Below are 20,754 nucleotides of genomic sequence, written 5' to 3'. Positions count from 1 at the left end.
CCCTGCTCTCAGAGCACGAGCGGCCCGCCGGGCAGGTCCAGCACGGCCTGCAGCGACGGCGTCTCCCCCGCGACGACCTCGGCCTCCCCGCCCGCGCCGAGCGCGTCGAGCAGCGCGGTCACCCGCTCCGGCTCGGGGTGGGTCAGGCGCAGCGTCCGCAGGCTCGCCGGGACCGGGAGGTCGGCGGCCGGGTGCCGGGTGGTGCCCCAGTCGATGAGGAACGGCAGCACCCCGCCCGCGTCGTCGGGCGGGAACGCGAGCCGCCACGCCAGGAGCGTGCCGTCCGGGCGTCTGCGGGACATGTCCCGGGCCGGTCCCGGGTCGTGCCCGGCGGCGCGGGCCGCGGCGAGCGCGGCGTCGAGGTCCTCGACGCGCACCGCCCAGGTCACCAGGGCGGGCGCGGTCAGGGTGTCGATCCGGAACGGGCGCGGTGCGCCCGGCTCGTCCTGGGCGGGGTCGGGGCCCACGACCTCCAGGTAGCGGCCCGGCCCGATCCCGGCCAGCCGGTTGCGGGCGCCGACACCGACGTGCGGTCCGCCCTCGATCGTGTGGAGATGACGTCCGGCCAGGTCAGCGGCGGTGTCGTCGACGTCGGGGGTGGCCAGGACCAGATGATCGAGCACCTTCGCGACGCTACCGGGGACCGGTAGGACACGATGTGCGGCGTGACTCCTCCCGTCGAACTGCGGACACTCGTCCTCGGGGGCACGCGCTCCGGCAAGTCGCGGCACGCCGAGGAACTGCTCGAGGGGCTGCCCTGCGACGCGGCGGTCCGCTACCTGGCGACCGGTCGGCGGATCCCCGGCGACACCGACTGGGACGCGCGCATCGCCGCGCACGCCGCCCGGCGCCCCGCGCACTGGACCACCGAGGAGGTCGTCGGCACCGAGCTGGCCACCGCGCTCGCCCGGCCCGGCCCGGTGCTGGTCGACGACCTGGCGACCTGGCTGACCGGTGTCCTGGACGACGCCGGCACCTGGGCCGCCCCGGTCGTGCCCGCCGGCGTCGACGCCGCCGTCGACGGGCTGGTCTCCGCGGTCGCCGCCGCGCCCGGGCCGCTGGTGCTGGTGTCCGCCGAGACCGGGCTGGGCGTCGTGCCGGACACCCGTGCCGGGCGGCTGTTCCGCGACCGCCTCGGCGAGCTGAACGCCGCCGTCGCGCGGGTGTGTGACGACGTCGTGCTGGTGGTGGCGGGGCGGGCGCTCGCGCTGCCCCCGGGGGGCACCGCCGGGACTCCGGCCGTCGCTCCGGCTCCGGTCACCGAAGTCCCGGCAGCAGAGACCCCGGAGCCCGAGGTCCCCGCTGCCGGGATCGCCGCGACGGAGGTCGCGGATCCCGCCGGGGACGTCGCCGGCACCCCGGCCGGGGTGCCGGGTGCGGTCGTCCCCGCGACCGGAGCCGCCGCGGGCGCCGTCGCCGGGGCCGCGCCGACGCCCGACTCGGTGTCGGAGTCCGACGTCGAGATCGTCCCGGTCACCGTCGGGCGGCCGGACTCCCGCAGCCGCCGCGAGGCCGTCGCGCTGGTGGACGGGCTCGCGATGCCCACCGGTGGGCTCGGCAGGCTCGGTGAGCTGGGTGTGTGGCTGGCCTCCTGCCAGGGCGTCTGCCCGCCGCAGGCCCCGGTGCGCGCCCGGGTGCTGCTGCTCGCCGCCGACCACGGCATCGCCGCGAACGGTGTCTCGGCCTACCCGCCCGAGGTGTCCGCGGTGCGGGCGACCGCCGCCGCGGCCGGACGGCTGCCGGTGACCGTCGCCGCGCGGGCCGCCGGGGCGACCGTGCGGGTCGTCGACGTCGGGCTGGTGTCCGGGGCCGAGGGTGCCGAACCGGGCTGGCTGGTCGCCCACGGCACCGGCCGGATCGACCGCGAGGACGCCCTCGACGGTGAGCGCGCCACCACCGCGTGGCTGACCGGGCGCCGGCTGGCCGACGCCGAGATCGACGCCGGGGCGGACCTGCTGATCCCGGCGACGCTCGCCGTCGGCGTCACGACCCCGGCCGCGACGCTGGTCGCGGCCGTGACCGGGGCCGAGCCGGTCGCCGTCGTGGGGCGGGCGTCGGGGATCGACGACCGCGCCTGGATGCGCAAGGCCGTCGCGATCCGCGACGCGCTGCGCCGGGCCCGTCCGCACCTGCGCGATCCGCTGGCGCTGCTGCGCACCGTGGGCGGCACGGACCTGATCGTGCTCGCCGGGTTCCTCGCCCGGGCCGCGGAGCGGAAGGTGCCCGCGGTGCTCGACGGTCTGGCGGTCGGCGCGGCGGCGCTGCTGGCCGACGAGCTGGCCCCCGGGGCGAAGGACTGGTGGGTCGCGGCGCAGCCGTCGACCGAGCCGGCCGCGACGCTCGTCCTGGAGCACCTGTCGCTGGTGCCGCTGCTGGACCTGGCGGTGCGCACCGAGGACGGCACCGCCGCGGTGACGGCGCTGCCGCTGCTGGTGACCGCGGCGCGGCTGCTCGCCGAGACCGGGACGGCGCGCGACACCGGCGTCGTGCCGGGCGACGTGACCGCGGCGGCCGGCGCCGGGCGGTGAGCGGACCCCGGCCGGGCCCCCTCGCCGGGCTCGCGCTGGCGGTCAGCTGGCTGACCGTCGTGCCGGCCCGGGTGCGCACCGCCGACGACGGCGCGCTGCCCGACGGCGTCGCCGCGGCCGCGCTGCGCTGGGCGCCGCTGGTCGGTGCCGGGCTCGGCGTCGCGGGCGGGGCGCTGCTCACCGGTCTGGTCGCGGCCGGGGTGTCCCCACTGGTCGCGGGCCTGCTCACGGTCGGGGCGGGTGCCCTGGCGACGCGCGGGATGCACGTCGACGGCATCGCCGACACCTCTGACGGTCTGGGCAGCTACGGACCGCCGGAGCGGGCGCTGCGGATCATGGCCGACGGCGGGGCGGGGCCGTTCGCCGTCGTCACGCTGCTGGTGGTGCTGGGCGCCCGCGCCGCGGCACTCGCCCAGCTGGTGGCCGCGCCACCGGTCGTCGTGCTGGTGGTCTGTGCGCTGGCCGCGGCGACCGGGCGCGCCGGGTTCTGCTGGGTCGCGCGCCGCGGCACGCCCGCCGCGCGCCCGGGTGGTCTCGGTGCGACGGTCGCCGGGTCACAGCCGGTGTGGGTGGCGCCGCTGTGGTGGGCCGGGCTGGCCTCGGCCGCCACCGTGACGCTGGCCGCGACGGGTCCGGCGGGCACCGTCGTGACGACGGCGGCCGTGGTGGGGGCGGTCCTGCTCGCGGCGCTGCTGGTGGTGGGGCTGGCCCACCACACCCGGCGCCGGTTCGGCGGGATGAGCGGCGACGTGCTGGGCGCGGCCTGCGAGGTGGGCGGCACCGCCGTCCTCGTCGTGCTGGCGGCCGCGCTCCCGGGCTGACGGGCCGCCGAGCGGGTCACCGCGGTTCCCCGAACCAGCGGCCGAGGGCGACGTCGAGGGTCGAGGGGTCGCCGGCCCAGCAGACGTAGCCGTCGGGCCGGACCAGCAGGGCGTCGGTGTCGGCGCCCCGGCCGGCGCGCTGGATCCGGCCGCTCCAGCGGCGCTCCTGCTCGCCGTAGTGGCCCCGGGGATCGACGAGCACACCACGACCGGCGCGCAGGAGCTCGTGGAGCCGGGCCGGACCGAGGTCGACGTCGGGGGCGGGACGACCGACCAGCGGGTGCTCTCCCACGCCGGGCATCGGATAGCGGACGGTCCGGCCGGAGAGCGTCTCGGTCAGCCTCCGACGCACCTCAGGCAGCGCGGCCAGCTCGACGACGAGGTCCCGGGCCGCCGTGACGCCGGGGGTTCCGGTGCCGGCCCAGTCCATCAGCAGGCTCTGGGCCGCGACGTTGCGCAGGACCGCGGCGCCGACCGGGTGGCGCTCGTCGTGGTAGGTGTCGAGCAGTCCGGGCCCGGCCCAGCCGTGCACGGCGGCGCCGAGCTTCCACCCGAGGTTCATCGCGTCCTGGATGCCGGTGTTCATGCCCTGGGCGCCGAGGGGCAGGTGGACGTGGGCGGCGTCGCCGGCCAGGAACACCCGTCCGTGCCGGTAGCGGGCGGCCTGGCGGGCGGCGTCGGTGATCCGGTAGGCGTAGCTGGTCTCCAGCAGCTCCACGGCCGTCCCGTACACCGCCCGCAGGCCGTCGCGGATCTCCTCCTCGGTGACGGGGACGTCGCGGGGCCGCGAGCGTGGCCCGCCCAGGGCCAGGCGGTGCAGTGGGCGCCCCTGCCGGTCGGTGCCGAGGGGGAAGATCTCGGTCCAGGTCCCGTCGTCGCCACGGGTGTGGGTGACGAGCTGGTACTCACCGCTGAGCCGGACGTCGGCAGCGACGACGGTCACCGTCCCCGGAGTGCCGGGGAACCGCTCGTCGAGAAGGGAGCGCACGGTGCTGCGTCCGCCGTCGGCGGCGACGAGCCAGCGTGCGCGCAGTGTGGTGCCGTCGGCGCAGAGGGCGGTGACCGCGTCGTCGTCCTGGGTGAGCGCCGTCAGCTCGCACGCGCGCCGGGCACGTACGCCGTGCGTGGCGAGGTGCCCCTCCAGCAGCTTCTCGATCTCCACCTGCGGCGCGGTACGCCACGCCAGCCGCTCATCGGGGTCGTCGAGCCGGATGCCGGCGAAGTGGGCCGGGACCGGCCGGGCGAAGTCCTGGGCGAGCAGGAGCTCCAGCAGGCCTCGCTGGTCGAGCGCCTCCTGGGTGCGGGGCTGGATCCCCCCGGCCTTGGACAGCGTACTGCGCTCGGCCAACCGGTCGACCAGGACGAACGGCACCTGGGCGAGGCGCAGCTCCTCGGCCAGTACGAGACCGGTGGGCCCGGCCCCCACCACGAGTACCTCGGTGTCCACGGGGTCTGTCATCGGAAGCTCCTCGGGTCGGTGTGTCCGCGTCGAGCCGACTGTTCACCGTGTTCGGTGATCACCGCCGCTGAACCGCACGGATCCGGCGGATTCCGGCGCCGTAGGCTCCGAGGTGATGGATGACGACTTCGACGAGATCGACCGTCGGCTGGCGCACGCGCTGGCGCTCGACGGCCGGGCCCCGTTCAGCCTCATCGCGGAGGTGGCGGAGGTCTCCGAGCGGACGGTCGCCCGGCGCTACACCCGGCTGCGCTCGACCGGAACGATCCGGGTCGTGGGCCGCCCGGCCGCCGTCGCGACCGGCGCCGTGGAGTGGTTCCTGCGCGTGCGCTGTGCGCCGTCCGCCGCCGTCGCCGTCGCGGAGGCACTCGCGCGGCGACCGGACACCTCGTGGGTGATGCTCACCTCGGGCGGTACCGAGATCGTGTGCGCAGTGCGCGCCGAACACGACACGGACAGCGAGACGTTGCTGCTCGACCGGCTCCCCCGCACGTCACGGGTGGAGGCCGTGAGCGCGCACTCGGTGCTGCACACCTTCTACGGCGGCGCGGAGAGCCCGGTGGCCAAGCTCGGGCCGCTCGACGCGGCTGCCGCCGCCCGCCTGCGACCCGCACCGCCGGACGGACCGGGCGGGCCCGTCCGCCTCGACGACGGCGACCGCGAGCTCGTCGCCGCACTGGCCGACGACGGACGCAGCACCTACGAGCAGCTGGCCGCACGCACCGGCTGGTCCGCCTCGACCGTGCGTCGCAGGCTGCACGAGCTACGTCGCCGCGGAGCGGTTCATGTCGATCTCGATGTCGACCCGCGCCTGTTCGGCCGCGGTGTGCGCACCCTGTGCTGGTTCTCGGTGCCGCCGGCAGACCTCGCTCCCGTCGGCGAGGCCCTCGCCGGGCACGCCGAGGTCGCCTTCGCCGCCGCCACCACGGGCCCGACGAACCTGTGCGCCACGGTGCTCTGCGCCGACCAGCGGGGGGTCTACCGATATCTGACCGAGCAGGTCGCGACGCTGCCGTCCGTCGCCCACGTCGAGACGGCGCCGGTGATCCGGATCGTCAAGGAGGTCGGCGGCGGAACCGTGCCACGGGCACGGCCCCGCCACTAGACCGCGCCGCCCGACTGCGCGTCTCAGACCGACGCGGAGGCCGGCACCAGCGTGTGCATCCAGCCGTGCGGGTCCGGGGCCGCACCCCGCTGGATCGCGGTCAGCGCGTCACGCAGCTGCAGGGTGACCGGGCCGGGCTCACCGTTGCCGATGGCCACCTCGCCGCCGCTGTGCTTGACCGTCCCGATCGGGGTGATCACCGCGGCGGTGCCACAGCCGAACGCCTCGGTCAGCACGCCGCTCGCGGCACCACCGAGCCACTCCTGGCCGGAGATGCGGCGCTCGACCACGGACATCCCGAGGTCCTCCGCCACGGTGATCAGCGAGTCCCGGGTGATGCCGGCGAGCACCGAGCCGCGCAGGTCCGGCGTCGCGATCTCGACCGAGCCGTCGTCGCCGCGGAAGACGAAGAACAGGTTGTTCGAGCCCATCTCGTCGATCCACTGGCGCTCCTCGGCGTCGAGGTAGGCGACCTGGGCGCAGCCGTGCTGGGCGCCGACCGACTGCGGCAGCAGCGACGCCGCGTAGTTCCCGCCGCACTTGGCGGTGCCGGTGCCGCCGAGCGCGGCGCGGGTGTACTCGGTCTCCAGCCACACGTCCATCGGCTGGACCCCACCGGCGAAGTACGGCCCGGCGGGCGAGGCGATGACCGCGTAGAGGTACTCCGACGACGGCCGCACCCCCAGCCCGACCTCGGTCGCGATCATGAAGGGCCGCAGGTAGAGCGAGTCCTCGCCGCCCGCCTCGGGCACCCACTCGGAGTCCACGGCGAGCAGCTCGGACAGCGAGGCGAGGAACAGCTCCTCGGGGAGCTCTGCCATCGCGAGCCGGCGCGCGGAGCCGGCGAACCGGGCGGCGTTGGCGTCGGGGCGGAACGAGGCGATCGAGCCGTCGGGCTGGCGGTAGGCCTTGAGCCCCTCGAAGATCTCCTGCCCGTAGTGCAGGACCATCGACGACGGGTCCAGTGTCAGCGGGCCGTAGGGCACGACCGCCGGGTCGTGCCAGCCGGTCCCGGCGGTCCACCGGATCGTCACCATGTGGTCGGTCATGTACCGGCCGAAACCAGGGGCGGCCAGTACGTCGGCGCGCCGCTGGGGGGACGCCGGGGCGGGGTTGCGGGTCACGGAGAACTTCGGCGCGCTCATGACACGAACGGTATCGCCGGCGTCCATCCGGCAGACAGTCGGATTCCCGACCATCGGAACGGGTCACCGCACGTGCGAGGGCACCAGGGGCGGCTTCACGACCTCCACCGGCAGCGCACGGCCCCGGACGTCGATCACCAGCGTGTCCCCGACGGCCACCTGCGGTGCGGTGTCGACCAGGGCCAGCGCGATGCCGGTGCGCAACGTCGGCGAGAACGTCCCGGAGGTGACGACGCCGACCGGGTTGCCGCCCTCGCCGTCCAGGACGGTCATGCCCGCCCGCGGGACACCGCGCCCGGTCGCCCGCAGCGCACGTAGCCGCCGCGCCGGGCCCGCCGCGCGCTCGGCCAGCAGCGCGTCGCGGCCCCAGAACGCGGGCTTGTCCCAGCCGACCGCCCAGCCGCTCCCGGCCTGGACCGGGCTGATCTCGGTGGACAGCTCGTGGCCGTGCAGCGGGTAGCCCATCTCGGTGCGCAGGGTGTCCCGCGCGGCGAGCCCGCAGGGCCCGCCGCCGACCGCGCGGACGGCGTCGAGCAGGGCGTCCCACATCGCGGGGGCGGCCCCGGCGGCGAGGACGACCTCGTAGCCGAGCTCGCCGGTGTAGCCGGTGCGGCAGATCCGCACGCCGCCGTCGCCCAGGCCGCCCTCGATGTCGGTGAAGGCCATGTAGTCCAGCCCGGCGACGGCGTCGCCCGCGGCACCGAGCGCCGCGACCAGCGCCTCGCGGGACCGGGGGCCCTGCACCGCGAGCACCGCGAGCTCGCGGTGCCGGTCGGTGATCACGACCCCGGGCGGGGCGTCGGCGGCGAGCGCGGAGACGATCCGGGTGGAGTTCGCGGCGTTCGGGACGAGCAGCAGGTCGTCGTCGGCCGCCAGGTACACGATCATGTCGTCCTCGACGCCGCCGCGGGCGTCGCAGGCCAGGGTGTACTGGGCCCGGCCCGGGCCGATGCGGCCGAGGTCGTTGGTGAGGCAGGCGTTCAGGTGCGCGGCCGCCCCCGGCCCGGTGACCGGGACGGTCCCGAGGTGGCTGACGTCGAACAGTCCCGCCGTCTCCCGGACCGAGGTGTGCTCGGCGACGGTGCCGCCCGGGTAGGAGATCGGCATCGACCATCCCCCGAACTCGCCGAGGGTGGCGTCGAGGGCGACGTGCCGGTCGTGCAGTGGGCTGGGCAGGAGCTCGTCGGTCACGCGCCCGACCCTATCGGCCTCAGGCCGCCTGCTCCTCGGGATCGGTGCGGCGCACGGGTTCCTCGTCCGCGGCACGAGCACGGGAGCGCGCGGTGACCGCGCAGAGCAGCCAGCCCGCGGCGAGCGCCCCGACGGTCGCGAGCAGCGGCCACAGCGGCATCGCCGCGGCGACGACCAGGCACCCCACCCCACCGGCGACGGCGACGACCGCCGCCCGCACCGGGCGCCCCGGCAGCCGGAGCACCGCGGCGTGCACCACCGCGTGGTGGACCAGGGCCGCGACCACGGTGACCACGATCGCCGTCGTCGCGGACAGCAGCAGGGTCATCGCCAGGGTCAGCGCCCCCAGCGTCAGGTCGGCCACCCACGGCGTGCCACGCGACCCGCCCCGCCCCAGGAACGCGGGCAGCTCCCCCTCGCGGGACAGCCGGGCGGCCCCGGCCGCGGCCCGCGAGAGCGCACCGAGCAGCGCGGCGATCGTGGCGGCGGCGGCCCCGATCCGCACCAGCACCCCGACCTGGGCGCTGCTGCTGGTGTCCATCAGTGCGGCCAGCGGAGCCGACGCCGACGCCAGCCCGGACGCCCCGAGCCCGCGCAGCAGCGCCGCCGACAGCAGGAGCAGCAGCAGCGTCGTGATCATGACCGCGAGCGCGGGGGCCCGGCGGATCGCCCGCACCGGGTCCCGCAGGCTGCCACCGAGCTCGGCGACGCGCGACAGACCGGTGAAGGCGAGGAAGACGAACCCGGCGGCCGCGAGCACCCCGAGCGGGCCCGGTTCGATCGCGGCCTGCAGCGTGGCGACGGCCGGGTCGTCGGGCGTCCCGGCGCCGTCGCCGGCGATGCCGGCCCCGGTCGCCGCGGCGGGCATCGCCGAGGACAGCACCGCCTGCGGCCCCTCCGAGCTCAGGCCCACCGCGATCGCGACGGTCAGGGCGAGCAGCGTGCCCACCACCAGACCGCGCGCGGCGCCGTGCGAGATCCGCACCCCGAAGGCGTTCACCGCGACGACGGCGAGCACCGCCACCACCGCGATCGTCACCGGCTGGGTCGGCAGCACGTAGGCGCCGAACACCAGTGCCGCCGCCGACCCGGCGGCGACCCGCGAGGTCACCCGCGCGACCGCCCCGAGCCGCAGCGCCGGGGCGGGCAGGTCACCGCGGGCCAGCTCCGGACCGGCCGGGCGGGCGAGCGACAGGTGCGCGGTCGAGGCGACCACGCCGAGCGCGAGCAGCGCGGCGAGCAGCACCCCGAGCGGGAACCAGGTGCCCGCCGACGCCGCAGCGGGCCCGAGCGCGGCGTACAGCCCGGTACCGAACGTCGCCGCGAGGGCGACGACGACCGCGGTCACGGTCGGCATCCGGTACGGGGGGCGAGGCACCCGTTCACCTTCCCATCCACCCCTGTGCCGCGCGGCGCCGCGGGGGTGTCATTACCATCTCGGTCCGGTCTCGTCGTCCCGCCCGCCACCCGGCTCCCCACCCGCCCGGCGCACAGGACACGCGCACCGGCCACGCAGGGTGAGATCGGGCGAGGCGGAACCACTCGTCCGATACCCACCGTTCCCGTCCGACCCGAGGAGTGCCACCCGTGCCGATCGACGTCCCGACCCTCCCCCAGACCGCCGCGCACAGCGGTGCCGAGACGGAGGCGGTCGTCGACGCCGTCGTGGTCGGTCTGTACGCCCCCGCGGCCGACGCCGCCGACGGCACCGGCCCGGCCCTGGCCGCGGGCGCCGACGGCGTCGACGCCGCGTTCTCCGGGGAGCTGCTGGAGCTGCTCACCACCGTCGGCGCGACCGGCAAGGCCGAGCAGGTCGTCTCGCTGCCGACCCGCGGGGCGCTGTCCGCGCCACGGCTGGTCGCGGTCGGTCTGGGCCGCCCGGCCGAGGGACCGAAGGCGTCCGAGGCGGTCCGGCGCGGCGCCGGTGCCGCCGCCCGCGCGCTGGCCGGGACCGGCTCGGCGCTGAGCACGCTGTCCGCGGTCGACGCCGAGGCCGCGGTCGTCGGCGCCGTCCTGGGCGGCTACCGCTTCGACCGGCACCGGACCTCGACCGACGCCGCGGCCGCCCCGGTCGGCAGCTGGTCGTTCACCGGCACCGACGACCGGTCCGTGCAGCGGGCGACGCTGGTCGCCGAGGCCGTCGTCACCGCGCGGGACCTGGTCAACACCGCGCCGAACGTGCTGGTCCCGGAGACCTTCGCGGCGCACGCGGTCGCCCTCGGCGAGCGTGCCGGCCTGGTCACCGAGGTCCTCGACGACGCGCAGCTGCGGGAGAACGGCTACGGCGGCATCACCGGCGTCGGGAAGGGGTCGGCGAACCCGCCGCGGCTGGTCCGCCTGACCTGGAACGGCGGCGCCGCCCCGTCGAAGCGGGTCGCGCTCGTCGGCAAGGGCATCACCTTCGACACCGGCGGCATCTCGCTCAAGCCCAACGCCGGCATGGCCGACATGACCTCGGACATGGGCGGGGCGGCCGCGGTCGTCGCGACCGTCGTGCTGGCCGCGAAGCTGGAGCTGCCGGTCACCGTGACCGCGACCGTGCCGATGGCGGAGAACATGCCGTCGTCGACGGCGTACAAGCCCGGCGACGTGCTGACCATGTTCGGCGGCACCACCGTCGAGGTGCTCAACACCGACGCCGAGGGGCGGCTGATCCTCGCCGACGCGATCGTCCGCGCCGCCCAGGACGACCCCGACTACCTGGTGGAGACCTCGACGCTGACCGGCGCGCAGCTGGTCGCGCTCGGCATGCGCACCGCCGGGGTGATGGGGTCGGACGAGCTGCGCGACCGGGTCGCCGCGCACGGTGCCGCCACCGGCGAGGACGCCTGGGCGATGCCGCTGCCGGAGTACCTGCGCAGCGACCTGGACTCGCGGGTGGCCGACATCAGCAACGTCAGCGGGCAGCGGTTCGCCGGGATGCTGCTGGCCGGGGTGTTCCTCAAGGAGTTCGTGCCCGCCGGGCTGCCGTGGGCGCACATCGACATCGCCGGGCCGTCGTTCAACACCGGCGGGCCGCGCGGCTACACGACCAAGGGCGGCACCGGTGTCCCGGTGCGCACCCTGCTGGCGTTCCTGGAGGACGTGGCAGCGAACGGCTGACCGGCCTCAGCGTTCCTGCAACGCGTCCAGCGCGACGGCGAACGCGGCGGCCAGGCGGAAGTCGACGCGCGGGTCCGGGACGGCGACGTCGTAGGAGTCGCGCAGCGACCACCGCCGGGCGCTGCTCATCAGCAGGGTGCCGTCGGCGTCGTCGGTGACGTCGAAGTGGTACGGCAGCGGCAGGTTCTCCGCGACCCGGCGCAGCAGCGCGACGCCCAGGCTGCGTTCGCGCCCGGTCGCGGCGATCCCGGGCGCGGTCAGCGTCCAGGTCGAGCGCAGCAGGCTCGCCCCGAACCGCTTGCCGAAGGTGCCGATCACCTGGCCGTGCTCGTCGAACACGTCGTGCTCGGCGCGGACGTCGAGGCGTTGGCGGGCGCGGAAGGAGAACACCGCGCGGGAGCGGGTGTCGTCGGACCAGAAGGTGACCTGCTCCTTGAAGGCGAACCGCTTCTGCTGGGCGAACGCCATGAGCGCCCCCGCGCTGCCGTCGGGGTTCGCGGCGTGCACGTCGTAGCGGTTCACGCCGAGGGTGATCCGCTGGCGGACGAGGAAGCGGGGCAGGTGCATCGCGGCGGTCACGGGTCCGGAGTCTGGCCCTGCCGGGCACCGGCCGCGACACCGGGCCGGGGGTTACCCGCGGGTAGGGCATACTGCCGCGCATGAGCCGGCAGCGTCGTCGACACGAGGTCCCCGCGCACTCGCCCCGCTCCGCGGTGGTCACCGGCGCGGCCCGCGGCATCGGCGAGCAGATCGCCCGGGAGCTCGTCGGGCGCGGCTACCGGGTGCTGGTCACCGACCTCGACGAGGCAGCGGCACGGGCCACCGCGGCCCGGATCGGGGCGGCCGCCGGCACCGCCTGCGACGTCACCGACCCCGCGGCGTCCGCGGCGGCGGTGGCCCGGGCCCGCGAGCTCGCGCCGCTGGGCGCCTGGGTGAGCAACGCCGGCGTCGGGTTCGACGGCACCGTCACCGACATCGCCGAGGACCGGGCCCGCGCGCTGGTCGAGGTCAACCTGCTGGGCCCGATCTGGGGTGCCCGGGCCGCGGTGACCGCGTTCCGCGAGCAGGCCGACGCGGGGACCACCCGGGGCGGCGAGATCGGGGTGACCGTGTCGCTGTCCGGCCTCGGGCCGGTACCGGGACTGTCGGTGTACGCGGCGTCGAAGGCAGGCGCGCTGTCGGTGGTGTCCGCGCTGGCCTCGGAGGTGCGGCGGGAGGGCATCGGGGTGCACGCGGTGTGCCCGGACGGGGTGAACACCGAGCTGCTGCGGTCGATGACGCCCGGCGGCCAGGGCCAGGCGCTCGTGCGGTCCGGGGTGCTGGTCACCCCCGAGCAGGTCGCGACGGCGCTGGTCGGGATGTTCGGGACCGGCCGGGTCTACCGGACGCTGCCCGCCTGGCGGGGTGCGCTGCTGCGGCTCACCGCACTGGCCCCCGGGCCCGCGCTGCGCCTGGAGCCCGCGATGCGCGCGCTCGGCGAGCGACGCGCCCGCTCACTGCGCCCCTGACCCGGGTCCCACCTACATCCGCACCGTCAGGCGTCGCGGTCCTTGGCCCGCAGCTCGCGCAGCATCCGCTCCTGGCGCTCGCGCTTGCGCAGGGCGCGGTCGCGGGCGTCGTGCTCGCGCATCCGGTTCGGGTAGCCGACGAGCTGCACGTCGTAGATCGGCATCTGCAGCGACCGGGCCAGCTTCTTCGCCGCGTTCGGGCTCGCGACCCGCCTGCGGGTCCACTCGCCGTCGTGCGCGACGAAGACCACGGTCGTCTCCGTCACCGTGGTGCGGGGCTCGACGAAGGCCTCGACCCCGATCCGGGCGGCCGACCACGCACGCAGGTGCGCCTCCCCCTCCGCGTACGCGCCACGCCTCCCCCCGGAGCCGGATCCCCGGCCGGACCTGGCACCCGACGGTCCCCGTGACCGGAACAGGTCGAGCAGACCCATGCGCGTCATCCTCTCCTCGATCCGGTCCCACCCCTACGAACCGGACACGGTAGCTCCAGGTGCCCAACGAACGGGATCACCGTTTTGCTCCCGACACCCCAGTGGCGCAGCCGCGACCGGATGACAAGATGGTCGCCGCGTAGCGGGGTCCCGTCCGGCGGAGCCGGTCCACCGGCGGTGACCCCCGGAGGGAGCTGATCGGTGTCCGACCCGGGCGCTCGTTCCGCCGACCTGGTGATCCTGGGTGGCGGCTCCGGTGGCTACGCCTGCGCGCTGCGGGCCGCGGAGCTGGGCCTGTCGGTGGTCCTGGTCGAGAAGGACAAGCTCGGCGGCACCTGTCTGCACCGCGGCTGCATCCCGACCAAGGCACTGCTGCACGCGGCCGAGGTGGCCGACCACGCCCGGGACGGCGCGCAGGTCGGCGTCCGGTCCACCTTCGACGGCATCGACATGGCCGGGGTGAACGCCTACAAGGACGGCGTGGTCTCCCGGCTGTACACGGGACTGCAGGGCCTGGTCGCCTCCCGCGGGATCACCGTGGTGCCCGGCGCGGGCACCCTGGAGGGCCCCGGCACCGTCCGGGTGGGCGACGAGCGGATCACCGGCCGCCACGTCGTGCTCGCCACCGGCTCCTACGCCCGGTCGCTGCCCGGCCTGGAGCTCGACGACCGCATCGTCACCTCCGACGCCGCGATCTCCCTCGACGAGGCCCCGCGCCGGGTCGTGGTGCTCGGCGGCGGCGTGATCGGCGTCGAGTTCGCCAGCGTCTGGCGCTCGTTCGGGGCCGAGGTCACGGTCGTCGAGGCGCTGCCGCGGCTCGTGCCCCACGAGGACGAGTTCTGCTCGACCCAGCTCGCGCGGGCGTTCCGGCGTCGCCGGATCACCACCCGCACCGGGGTGCGGCTCGCGACGGCGACCCGCAGCGGCGACACCGTCACCGTGTCGCTGGAGTCCGGCGAGGAGATCGAGGCCGACCTGCTGCTGGTCGCGGTCGGCCGCGGCCCCAACACCACCGGTCACGGCTTCGCCGAGGCCGGCGTCGCGATGGACGGCGGATTCGTGACCGTCGACGAGCGGCTGCGCACCAACCTCGACGGCGTGTACGCCGTCGGGGACGTCACCCCCGGCCTGCAGCTCGCCCACCGCGGCTTCGCCCACGGGATCTTCGTCGCCGAGGACGTCGCGGGGCTCGCGCCCCGCCCGGTCACCGACGACGGCATCCCACGCGTCACCTACTGCGACCCCGAGGTCGCCTCGGTCGGGCTGACCGAGCAGGCCGCGCGGGACCGCCACGGCGAGGTGCACACCCTGACCTACGACCTGGCGGGCAACGGGAAGTCGCAGATCCTGAAGACCTCCGGGGCGGTCAAGCTCGTCGCCCAGGGACCCGCCGGACAGGGCGGACGCATCCTCGGCGTACACATGGTGGGCTCCCGGATCGGGGAGCTCGTCGGGGAAGCGCAACTGGTCTACAACTGGGAGGCTCTGCCCACCGACGTCGCCGCCCTGATCCACGCCCATCCCACGCAGAGCGAGGCCCTCGGAGAGGCCCACCTCGCACTGGCCGGGAGACCGCTGCACACCCACGGCTGATCCCGGCCCCCACGACCCGAACACCCACGCGGAACAAGAGGAGCTCCACCCGACATGGCCGTCACCGTTGAGATGCCCGCCCTGGGCGAGAGTGTCACCGAGGGCACCGTCACCCGCTGGCTCAAGGCCGAGGGCGACACCGTCGAGGTCGACGAGCCGTTGCTCGAGGTCTCGACCGACAAGGTCGACACGGAGATTCCGTCGCCCGCCGCGGGCGTGCTGAAGCGCATCATCGCGGGCGAGGACGACACCGTCGAGGTCGGCGGTGAGCTCGCCGTGATCGGCGACGCCGACGAGGCCGACGGCGCCGGTTCCGACTCGTCCTCCGAGAAGGCCTCCTCCGAGAAGGCCGAGGAGCCCGCGGAGACCGAGCCCGAGCCCGAGCAGGCCGAGGAGGAGGCCCCGAAGCCGTCCTCCGGTGGCTCGTCGTCCGGTGGGGGCTCCGGCACCCCGGTGACGATGCCCGAGCTCGGTGAGTCGGTCACCGAGGGCACCGTGACCCGCTGGCTCAAGCAGGTCGGCGACACCGTCGAGGTCGACGAGCCGCTGCTCGAGGTCTCCACCGACAAGGTCGACACCGAGATCCCCTCGCCGGTCGCGGGCACCGTGCTCGAGCACACCGTCGCCGAGGACGAGACCGTCGAGGTCGGCGCGCAGCTCGCGCTGGTCGGCGACGGCTCCGCCGCCCCGGCGCAGGACGAGGCGCCGAAGCAGGAGAAGGCGCCCGAGAAGAAGGAGGAGCCGAAGAAGGAGGCTCCGAAGCCCGAGCCGAAGCCCGAGCCCAAGGCCGAGCACCCCAAGGCCGAGGAGAAGCAGGAGAAGGCCCCGGCCGGCTCCGAGGACTCCCCCACCGGGAGCATCGAACCCTCCTCGAACGGCTCTTCGGGCGAGAAGCCCTACGTGACCCCGCTGGTGCGCAAGCTGGCCCAGGAGCACGGCGTCGACCTCGACTCGGTCACCGGCTCCGGCGTCGGCGGCCGCATCCGCAAGCAGGACGTCCTCGCTGCCGCCGAGCAGGCGAAGGCCCCCGCGAAGGAGACGCCGGCCGCCGCGTCCGCCCCGGCTGGGCAGCCCGCCTCCGGTGGCGCGCCGAAGACGCCGCAGGCCGTCCCGACCCGCGCGGACGACGCGCCGGAGCCGGGCACCACGGTCAAGCTCCCGCGCCTGCGCCAGGTCATCGCGCAGCGGATGAACGAGTCGCTCGCCACCTCGGCGCAGCTGACCACCGTCCAGGAGGTCGACCTCACCCGCATCGTCAAGCTGCGGAACCGGGTCAAGGAGGACTTCAAGCGCCGCGAGGGCGCCAACCTCACCTTCCTGGCCTTCATCGCCAAGGCGACCATCGAGGCACTCAAGGCGTACCCGTCGCTGAACGCCTCCATCTCCGAGGACAACAAGCAGGTCACCTACCACGGCTCGGTCCACATGGGCATCGCCGTGGACACCCCGCGCGGCCTGCTCGTCCCGGTGATCAAGGACGCCGACGACCTGTCGCTGGCCGGGATCGCCAAGAAGATCGCCGACGTCGCGGCCCGCACCCGGGCCTCGAAGATCGGCCCGGACGAGCTGTCCGGCGGCACCTTCACGATCACGAACATCGGGTCCGCCGGCGCGCTGTTCGACACGCCGATCATCAACCAGCCCCAGGTCGCCATCCTGGGCACCGGCGCGATCTCGAAGGAGCCGAAGGTCGTCACCGGCCCCGAGGGCGACGACGTCATCGCCGTCCGCTCGGTGTGCTTCCTGCCGATGACCTACGATCACCGCCTGGTCGACGGCGCCGACGCTGGCCGCTTCCTGTCCGCGGTCAAGGCCCGTCTGGAGGAGGGCGCCTTCGAGGCCGAGCTCGGCCTGTAGGCACCCCGCACGACACACGGCGGCCCGTCCCGGTTCCCCCGGGGCGGGCCGCCGTCGTCACCGGTCCGGGTGACCGGTGACGACGGTCGCGGTATGTCCGGCTCGCGCGTCCGCCCGGGACCGGGAAGGATCTCCGCCGTGCGAGTCGTCGTGGCCGGTTCGTCCGGACTCATCGGAACAGCCCTGGTCGCCCACCTGAGGGGCGCGGGGCACGAGGTGCTGCGCCTGGTGCGGCGCACCCCCGCCGCCCCCGACGAGCGCGGCTGGGACCCACCGGCCGGCACCCTGCAGGACGGCACCCTCGACGGTGTCGACGCGGTCGTGAACCTCAACGGCGCCGGCATCGCCGACCGGCCGTGGACCGGCGCCCGCAAGCAGCTGATCCGCGACTCGCGCAACGTCCCCACCGAGGTCCTCGCCGAGGCCGTGGCCCGGCATCGGGTCCCGGTGCTGGTCAGCGGCTCGGCCGTCGGCTACTACGGCGACACCGGCCAGGTCGTCGTCGACGAGTCCGCGCCGTCGGGCTCGGGGTTCCTCGCCGACGTCTGCCGCGACTGGGAGGCCGCCACCGCCCCCGCCGTGGACGCCGGCGCCCGGGTGGTGCTCGTCCGCACCGGTCTGGTCCTGTCCCCGTCCGGTGGGCTGCTCGCGATGCTGCGCCCGCTGTTCAAGGGCTTCCTCGGCGGGCGGATCGGCAAGGGCACCCAGTACATGCCCTGGGTCTCGCTCGACGACCAGGTCGCCGCGATCCGGTTCGCCGTCGAGACCGAGTCGCTGTCCGGCCCGGCGAACGTGACCGGCCCGGTACCGGTCACCAACGCCGAGTTCACCAAGGAGACGGCCGCCGCCGTCGGGCGTCCCGCGCCGTTCCCGGTCCCCGGCCCGGTCATCTCCACCGTGCTCGGCGAGATGGGCCGCGAGATGCTGCTCGGCGGTCAGCGGGCGGTGCCGGCGGCGCTGCTCGACGCCGGGTTCCAGTTCCGCCACCACACCATCGGCGACGCGCTCTCGGCCGCGGTCGGGTCATGACCCCGTCCGGGGTCGACGTCCTGGTGGTCGGGGCGGGCCTCGCCGGCCTGCGCGCGGCCACCGTCCTGCACCGGCGCGGGCTGACCGTGCGCGTGCTGGAGGCCGCCGACCGGCTCGGCGGCCGGATGGCGACCGACGTCGTCGACGGGTTCCGCTGCGACCGCGGGTTCCAGGTGCTGAACAGCTCCTACCCCGCGCTGCACGCCGCTCTCGCCCCGCACGGGCTCGACACCCTGGGCGCGCGGGCGTTCGAGCCCGGGGCCGCCGTCCGGGCCGGCGACGGCGAGCTGCACCGCTTCGTCAACCCGCTGCGCCGGCCCGCGTCCGCCCCGGCCACCGCGCTGGACGACCTGTTCGGCCCGATCGACAAGGCCAAGCTCGTCGCGTGGACGGCGAAGGTGCTGGCCTCGCCGCCGTCGCGGACCGCGACGCTCGTCGGCTCCTCCGCCGCCCAGGACCTCGACGCCGCGGGCCTCGGCGGCGCGGTCACCGACCGGTTCCTGCGCCCCTTCCTGTCCGGGGTGCTCGCCGAGACGGCGCTGGAGACCTCGACCGCGTTCGTGCGGCTGGTGTGGCGCAGCTTCGCCCTGGGCACGATCGTCGTCCCCGACGACGGCATGGAGGCACTCCCCCGGCGCCTCGCCGCGGCCCTGCCCGAGGGCACGGTGACGCTCGGGACCCGGGTGCACGCCGTCCGCGGCGGACCCGCGCCCGAGCTGGACACCGACGGCGGCACCCTGTCGGCGCGCGCGGTCGTCGTCGCGGCGGACCCGCGGACGGCCGCCGCGCTCCTGCCCGGGGTCGCCGAGCCGCGGATGAACGCGCTGACCACGTTCTTCCACGTCCCGCCGCAGGCCCCGACGGCCGCTGCGCTGCTGCACCTGGACGGCACCGGCGGGCCGGTCGTCAACACGATGGTGCTGACCGCGGCCGCGCCGGGCTACTCCGCCGACGGGCGCCCACTGGTGGCGTCGTCGATCGTCGGGACCCCGGGGTCCACCGGGCTCGACGAGCCCGCGGTGCGTCGCGAGCTGGCCCGGATCTGGGGGGTCGGCACCGACGACTGGCTGCACCTGCACACCGCCCAGGTCGACGAGGCGCTGCCGCTGTTCGAGGCGGGGCGCCCGGTCCGCCGCGACGTCGACCTCGGGGAGAACCTGTTCGTCGCGGGCGACCACCGCGACACCCCGTCCACCCAGGGTGCGCTGGTGAGCGGTCGCCGGGCCGCGCAGGCCGTCCTCGCCCGGCTGGGTGCGGCGTAGGCTCGCCGCCATGGCCGCTCCGCACCTGTCCTGCCGCGCCCGCACCGACGACGTCCGGGTCGACCGGCTCGGGCGGGTGGAGTACCAGGCGGCGTGGGACACCCAGAAGGCGCACGCGCAGGCCCGCAAGAACGGCGGGCCGGACGTGCTGATGCTGCTGGAGCACCCGCCCGTCTACACCGCGGGCCGGCGCACCCGGCCGGAGGACCGGCCCACCGACGGCACCCCGGTCGTCGACGTCGACCGGGGCGGGCGCATCACCTGGCACGGGCCGGGGCAGCTCGTCGGCTACCCGATCGTCGCCCTCGGCGAGCCGATGGACGTCGTGGACTACGTCCGCCGCCTGGAGGAGGCCCTCATCCGGGTCTGCCACGACCTCGGCGTCACCGACGCGGGCCGCGTCGAGGGGCGTTCCGGCGTGTGGCTGCCCGCGCAGGGCTTCACCCCCGAGCGCAAGGTCGCCGCGATCGGCGTCCGGATCGCCGGCGGGGTCACCCAGCACGGCTTCGCGATCAACTGCGACGCCGACCTGGGCGACTTCGGCAGGATCGTGCCGTGCGGGATCGCCGACGCCGGTGTGACCACGCTGAGCGCGGAGCTGGACCGTGCGGTGACCGTCGACGAGGTCGCCGGCCCGGCGGCCGCCGCCGTGCTGGACGCGCTCGACGGGCGGCTGCCGGTGACCGAGCACCCGGTCGTCCGCCAGGTCGACCTGATGTCCGGCCTGGGCTGACCCCGGCCCCGGTGCCTCAGGTCAGCTGCGGCATCACCGTCGCGGCGAAGTCCTCGATGTGGGCGAGGTCGGACAGGTCGAGGATCTGCAGGTAGAACCGGGTCGTCCCGGTGACCTCCGACCACCGGCCGAGCTGGTCGACGACCTGGCCGGGGGTGCCGGCCAGGCAGTTCTCCCGGACCTCGGCGGCGTCGCGGCCGACCGAGGCGGCACGGCGTTCGACCTCGGCGTCGTCCTTGCCCAGGCACAGCATCTGCGCGGTCGACCAGGTCAGCGTGCCAGGGTCGCGCCCGGCCGCGGTGCAGGCCTCGCGGACCCGCCCGAACTGGTCGGCGACGGCCTCGGGCTGCTGGAACGGCACGTTGAACTCGGTGGCGAACCGGGCGGCCAGCGCCGGGGTCTTCTTCTTCCCCATCCCGCCGACGATCACCGGCGGCGCGTCCTGCACCGGGCGCGGCAGCGCCGGGGAGTCGGTGAGCGTGTAGTGCCGCCCCTGGTGGGTGAAGCGCTCGCCGAGCGGGGTCGCCCACAGCCCGGTGAGGATCTCCAGCTGCTCGGTGAGGATCTCGAAGCGCTCGGCCAGCGGCGGGAACGGGATGCCCAGTGCCCGGTGCTCGGCCTCGAACCAGCCCGAGCCGAGCCCGACCTCGATGCGGCCGCCGGACATCTCGTCGGCCTGGGCGACGGCGACGGCGAGCGGGCCGGGCAGCCGGAACGTCGCGCTGGTCACCAGGGTGCCGAGCCGGATGCGCTCGGTCTCGCGGCCGAGCGCGGCGAGGGTCACCCAGGCGTCGGTCGGGCCGGGCAGGCCGCTGCCGTCGCCCATCGCAAGGAAGTGGTCGGAGCGGAAGAACGCGTCGTACCCGGCGTCCTGCGTGGTGCGCGCGACCCGCAGGAGGTCGGTGTAGCGGGCGCCCTGCTGGGGCTCGGTGAAGATCCGGAAGTCCACGGACGCCGACGCTAGCTGCCCCGCCCGGCGCCCGCCCG

At 75.7% G+C, this 20,754-nt stretch carries 18 protein-coding genes; 10 read left to right on the top strand and 8 right to left on the bottom strand.

Going from position 1 to position 20,754, the window contains the following annotated elements:
* Positions 1 to 8 precede the first annotated feature (8 nt).
* Complete coding sequence (locus Ae505Ps2_RS16400) at positions 9 to 623, bottom strand: VOC family protein (protein WP_075553752.1); 615 nt, start codon at positions 621 to 623, stop codon at positions 9 to 11.
* A 42-nt stretch (positions 624 to 665) separates the two neighbouring features.
* On the opposite strand from Ae505Ps2_RS16400, the gene Ae505Ps2_RS32620 reads away from it, so the two are divergent.
* On the top strand, positions 666 to 2,528 hold the full coding sequence (locus Ae505Ps2_RS32620) for a bifunctional adenosylcobinamide kinase/adenosylcobinamide-phosphate guanylyltransferase (protein ID WP_170917049.1): 1,863 nt from the start codon (positions 666 to 668) through the stop codon (positions 2,526 to 2,528).
* Complete coding sequence (locus Ae505Ps2_RS16390) at positions 2,525 to 3,349, top strand: adenosylcobinamide-GDP ribazoletransferase (RefSeq protein WP_075333564.1); 825 nt, start codon at positions 2,525 to 2,527, stop codon at positions 3,347 to 3,349. Before Ae505Ps2_RS32620 ends, Ae505Ps2_RS16390 begins: the two co-directional genes overlap by 4 nt.
* 16 nt (positions 3,350 to 3,365) lie before the next feature.
* Here Ae505Ps2_RS16390 and Ae505Ps2_RS16385 read toward each other — a convergent pair whose 3' ends face one another.
* The gene (locus Ae505Ps2_RS16385) at positions 3,366 to 4,808 is read right to left on the bottom strand and encodes an FAD-dependent monooxygenase (RefSeq protein ID WP_233147585.1); all 1,443 of its coding nucleotides are present in this window, start codon (positions 4,806 to 4,808) and stop codon (positions 3,366 to 3,368) included.
* Between the two features lie 115 nt (positions 4,809 to 4,923).
* Here Ae505Ps2_RS16385 and Ae505Ps2_RS16380 point away from each other — a divergent pair, with 115 nt between their 5' ends.
* Entirely contained in the window at positions 4,924 to 5,913 is a 990-nt protein-coding gene (locus Ae505Ps2_RS16380) for an AsnC family transcriptional regulator (protein WP_075307061.1), read from the top strand.
* Between the two features lie 23 nt (positions 5,914 to 5,936).
* On the opposite strand, the gene Ae505Ps2_RS16375 is transcribed toward Ae505Ps2_RS16380, so the two are convergent.
* The 3 genes from Ae505Ps2_RS16375 to Ae505Ps2_RS16365 all read right to left on the bottom strand — a co-directional run bounded on the left by Ae505Ps2_RS16375 (position 5,937) and on the right by Ae505Ps2_RS16365 (position 9,627).
* The gene (locus Ae505Ps2_RS16375; RefSeq protein ID WP_075307063.1) at positions 5,937 to 7,058 is read right to left on the bottom strand and encodes a branched-chain amino acid aminotransferase; all 1,122 of its coding nucleotides are present in this window, start codon (positions 7,056 to 7,058) and stop codon (positions 5,937 to 5,939) included.
* A 63-nt stretch (positions 7,059 to 7,121) separates the two neighbouring features.
* Positions 7,122 to 8,249, bottom strand: a complete 1,128-nt coding sequence (gcvT, locus tag Ae505Ps2_RS16370; protein WP_020623028.1) for a glycine cleavage system aminomethyltransferase GcvT — start codon at positions 8,247 to 8,249, stop codon at positions 7,122 to 7,124.
* A 19-nt stretch (positions 8,250 to 8,268) separates the two neighbouring features.
* A complete protein-coding gene (locus Ae505Ps2_RS16365; protein ID WP_139320178.1) occupies positions 8,269 to 9,627 on the bottom strand; it encodes an amino acid permease in 1,359 nt (452 codons plus the stop codon).
* 209 nt (positions 9,628 to 9,836) lie between these two features.
* On the opposite strand from Ae505Ps2_RS16365, the gene Ae505Ps2_RS16360 reads away from it, so the two are divergent.
* Positions 9,837 to 11,351 (top strand): leucyl aminopeptidase, encoded by a 1,515-nt coding sequence (locus Ae505Ps2_RS16360; protein ID WP_255407915.1) that lies wholly within the window; start codon positions 9,837 to 9,839, stop codon positions 11,349 to 11,351.
* 6 nt (positions 11,352 to 11,357) lie between these two features.
* On the opposite strand, the gene Ae505Ps2_RS16355 is transcribed toward Ae505Ps2_RS16360, so the two are convergent.
* Positions 11,358 to 11,930: a hypothetical protein gene (locus Ae505Ps2_RS16355; protein WP_212567640.1), complete on the bottom strand. Its 573-nt coding sequence runs from the start codon at positions 11,928 to 11,930 to the stop codon at positions 11,358 to 11,360.
* Positions 11,931 to 12,010: 80 nt separating this feature from the next.
* Here Ae505Ps2_RS16355 and Ae505Ps2_RS16350 point away from each other — a divergent pair, with 80 nt between their 5' ends.
* Positions 12,011 to 12,859: an SDR family oxidoreductase gene (locus tag Ae505Ps2_RS16350; RefSeq protein ID WP_051050130.1), complete on the top strand. Its 849-nt coding sequence runs from the start codon at positions 12,011 to 12,013 to the stop codon at positions 12,857 to 12,859.
* 26 nt (positions 12,860 to 12,885) lie between these two features.
* On the opposite strand, the gene Ae505Ps2_RS16345 is transcribed toward Ae505Ps2_RS16350, so the two are convergent.
* Entirely contained in the window at positions 12,886 to 13,293 is a 408-nt protein-coding gene (locus Ae505Ps2_RS16345; protein ID WP_020623515.1) for a hypothetical protein, read from the bottom strand.
* Between the two features lie 201 nt (positions 13,294 to 13,494).
* Between Ae505Ps2_RS16345 and lpdA the strand changes: the two genes are divergently transcribed.
* From lpdA to lipB, 5 genes are all read left to right on the top strand, one after another.
* Positions 13,495 to 14,886 carry a dihydrolipoyl dehydrogenase gene (gene lpdA / locus Ae505Ps2_RS16340; protein WP_075333566.1) on the top strand — a complete coding sequence of 464 codons (1,392 nt, stop codon included), beginning with the start codon at positions 13,495 to 13,497 and terminating at the stop codon, positions 14,884 to 14,886.
* Positions 14,887 to 14,940: 54 nt separating this feature from the next.
* Entirely contained in the window at positions 14,941 to 16,743 is a 1,803-nt protein-coding gene (gene sucB / locus Ae505Ps2_RS16335; protein WP_075307071.1) for a 2-oxoglutarate dehydrogenase, E2 component, dihydrolipoamide succinyltransferase, read from the top strand.
* A 138-nt stretch (positions 16,744 to 16,881) separates the two neighbouring features.
* Positions 16,882 to 17,772, top strand: coding sequence for a TIGR01777 family oxidoreductase (locus tag Ae505Ps2_RS16330; RefSeq protein WP_075307072.1), 891 nt, complete (start codon positions 16,882 to 16,884; stop codon positions 17,770 to 17,772).
* Positions 17,769 to 19,034, top strand: coding sequence for an NAD(P)/FAD-dependent oxidoreductase (locus tag Ae505Ps2_RS16325; protein ID WP_075307074.1), 1,266 nt, complete (start codon positions 17,769 to 17,771; stop codon positions 19,032 to 19,034). Before Ae505Ps2_RS16330 ends, Ae505Ps2_RS16325 begins: the two co-directional genes overlap by 4 nt.
* Before the next feature lie 10 nt (positions 19,035 to 19,044).
* Entirely contained in the window at positions 19,045 to 19,767 is a 723-nt protein-coding gene (lipB, locus tag Ae505Ps2_RS16320) for a lipoyl(octanoyl) transferase LipB (RefSeq protein WP_020623520.1), read from the top strand.
* A gap of 16 nt (positions 19,768 to 19,783) precedes the next feature.
* On the opposite strand, the gene Ae505Ps2_RS16315 is transcribed toward lipB, so the two are convergent.
* Positions 19,784 to 20,716, bottom strand: a complete 933-nt coding sequence (locus Ae505Ps2_RS16315; RefSeq protein ID WP_075307076.1) for an LLM class F420-dependent oxidoreductase — start codon at positions 20,714 to 20,716, stop codon at positions 19,784 to 19,786.
* Positions 20,717 to 20,754 lie beyond the last annotated feature (38 nt).

Source organism: Pseudonocardia sp. Ae505_Ps2 (assembly GCF_001932425.1).
Lineage (GTDB): Bacteria > Actinomycetota > Actinomycetes > Mycobacteriales > Pseudonocardiaceae > Pseudonocardia.
The sequence above is the reverse complement of the archived record's forward strand: the minus strand, read 5'-3'. Positions and strand labels throughout refer to the sequence as shown.

Bases quoted from the DNA above. Each gene is read 5' to 3' on its own strand.
- Ae505Ps2_RS16385 (WP_233147585.1), bottom strand. From the start codon at position 4,808: ATGACAGACCCCGTGGACACCGAGGTACTCGTGGTGGGGGCCGGGCCC.
- Ae505Ps2_RS16380 (WP_075307061.1), top strand. From the start codon at position 4,924: ATGGATGACGACTTCGACGAGATCGACCGTCGGCTGGCGCACGCGCTG.
- Ae505Ps2_RS16375 (WP_075307063.1), bottom strand. From the start codon at position 7,058: ATGAGCGCGCCGAAGTTCTCCGTGACCCGCAACCCCGCCCCGGCGTCC.
- Ae505Ps2_RS16350 (WP_051050130.1), top strand. From the start codon at position 12,011: ATGAGCCGGCAGCGTCGTCGACACGAGGTCCCCGCGCACTCGCCCCGC.
- Ae505Ps2_RS16345 (WP_020623515.1), bottom strand. From the start codon at position 13,293: ATGGGTCTGCTCGACCTGTTCCGGTCACGGGGACCGTCGGGTGCCAGG.
- sucB (WP_075307071.1), top strand. From the start codon at position 14,941: ATGGCCGTCACCGTTGAGATGCCCGCCCTGGGCGAGAGTGTCACCGAG.
- Ae505Ps2_RS16325 (WP_075307074.1), top strand. From the start codon at position 17,769: ATGACCCCGTCCGGGGTCGACGTCCTGGTGGTCGGGGCGGGCCTCGCC.
- lipB (WP_020623520.1), top strand. From the start codon at position 19,045: ATGGCCGCTCCGCACCTGTCCTGCCGCGCCCGCACCGACGACGTCCGG.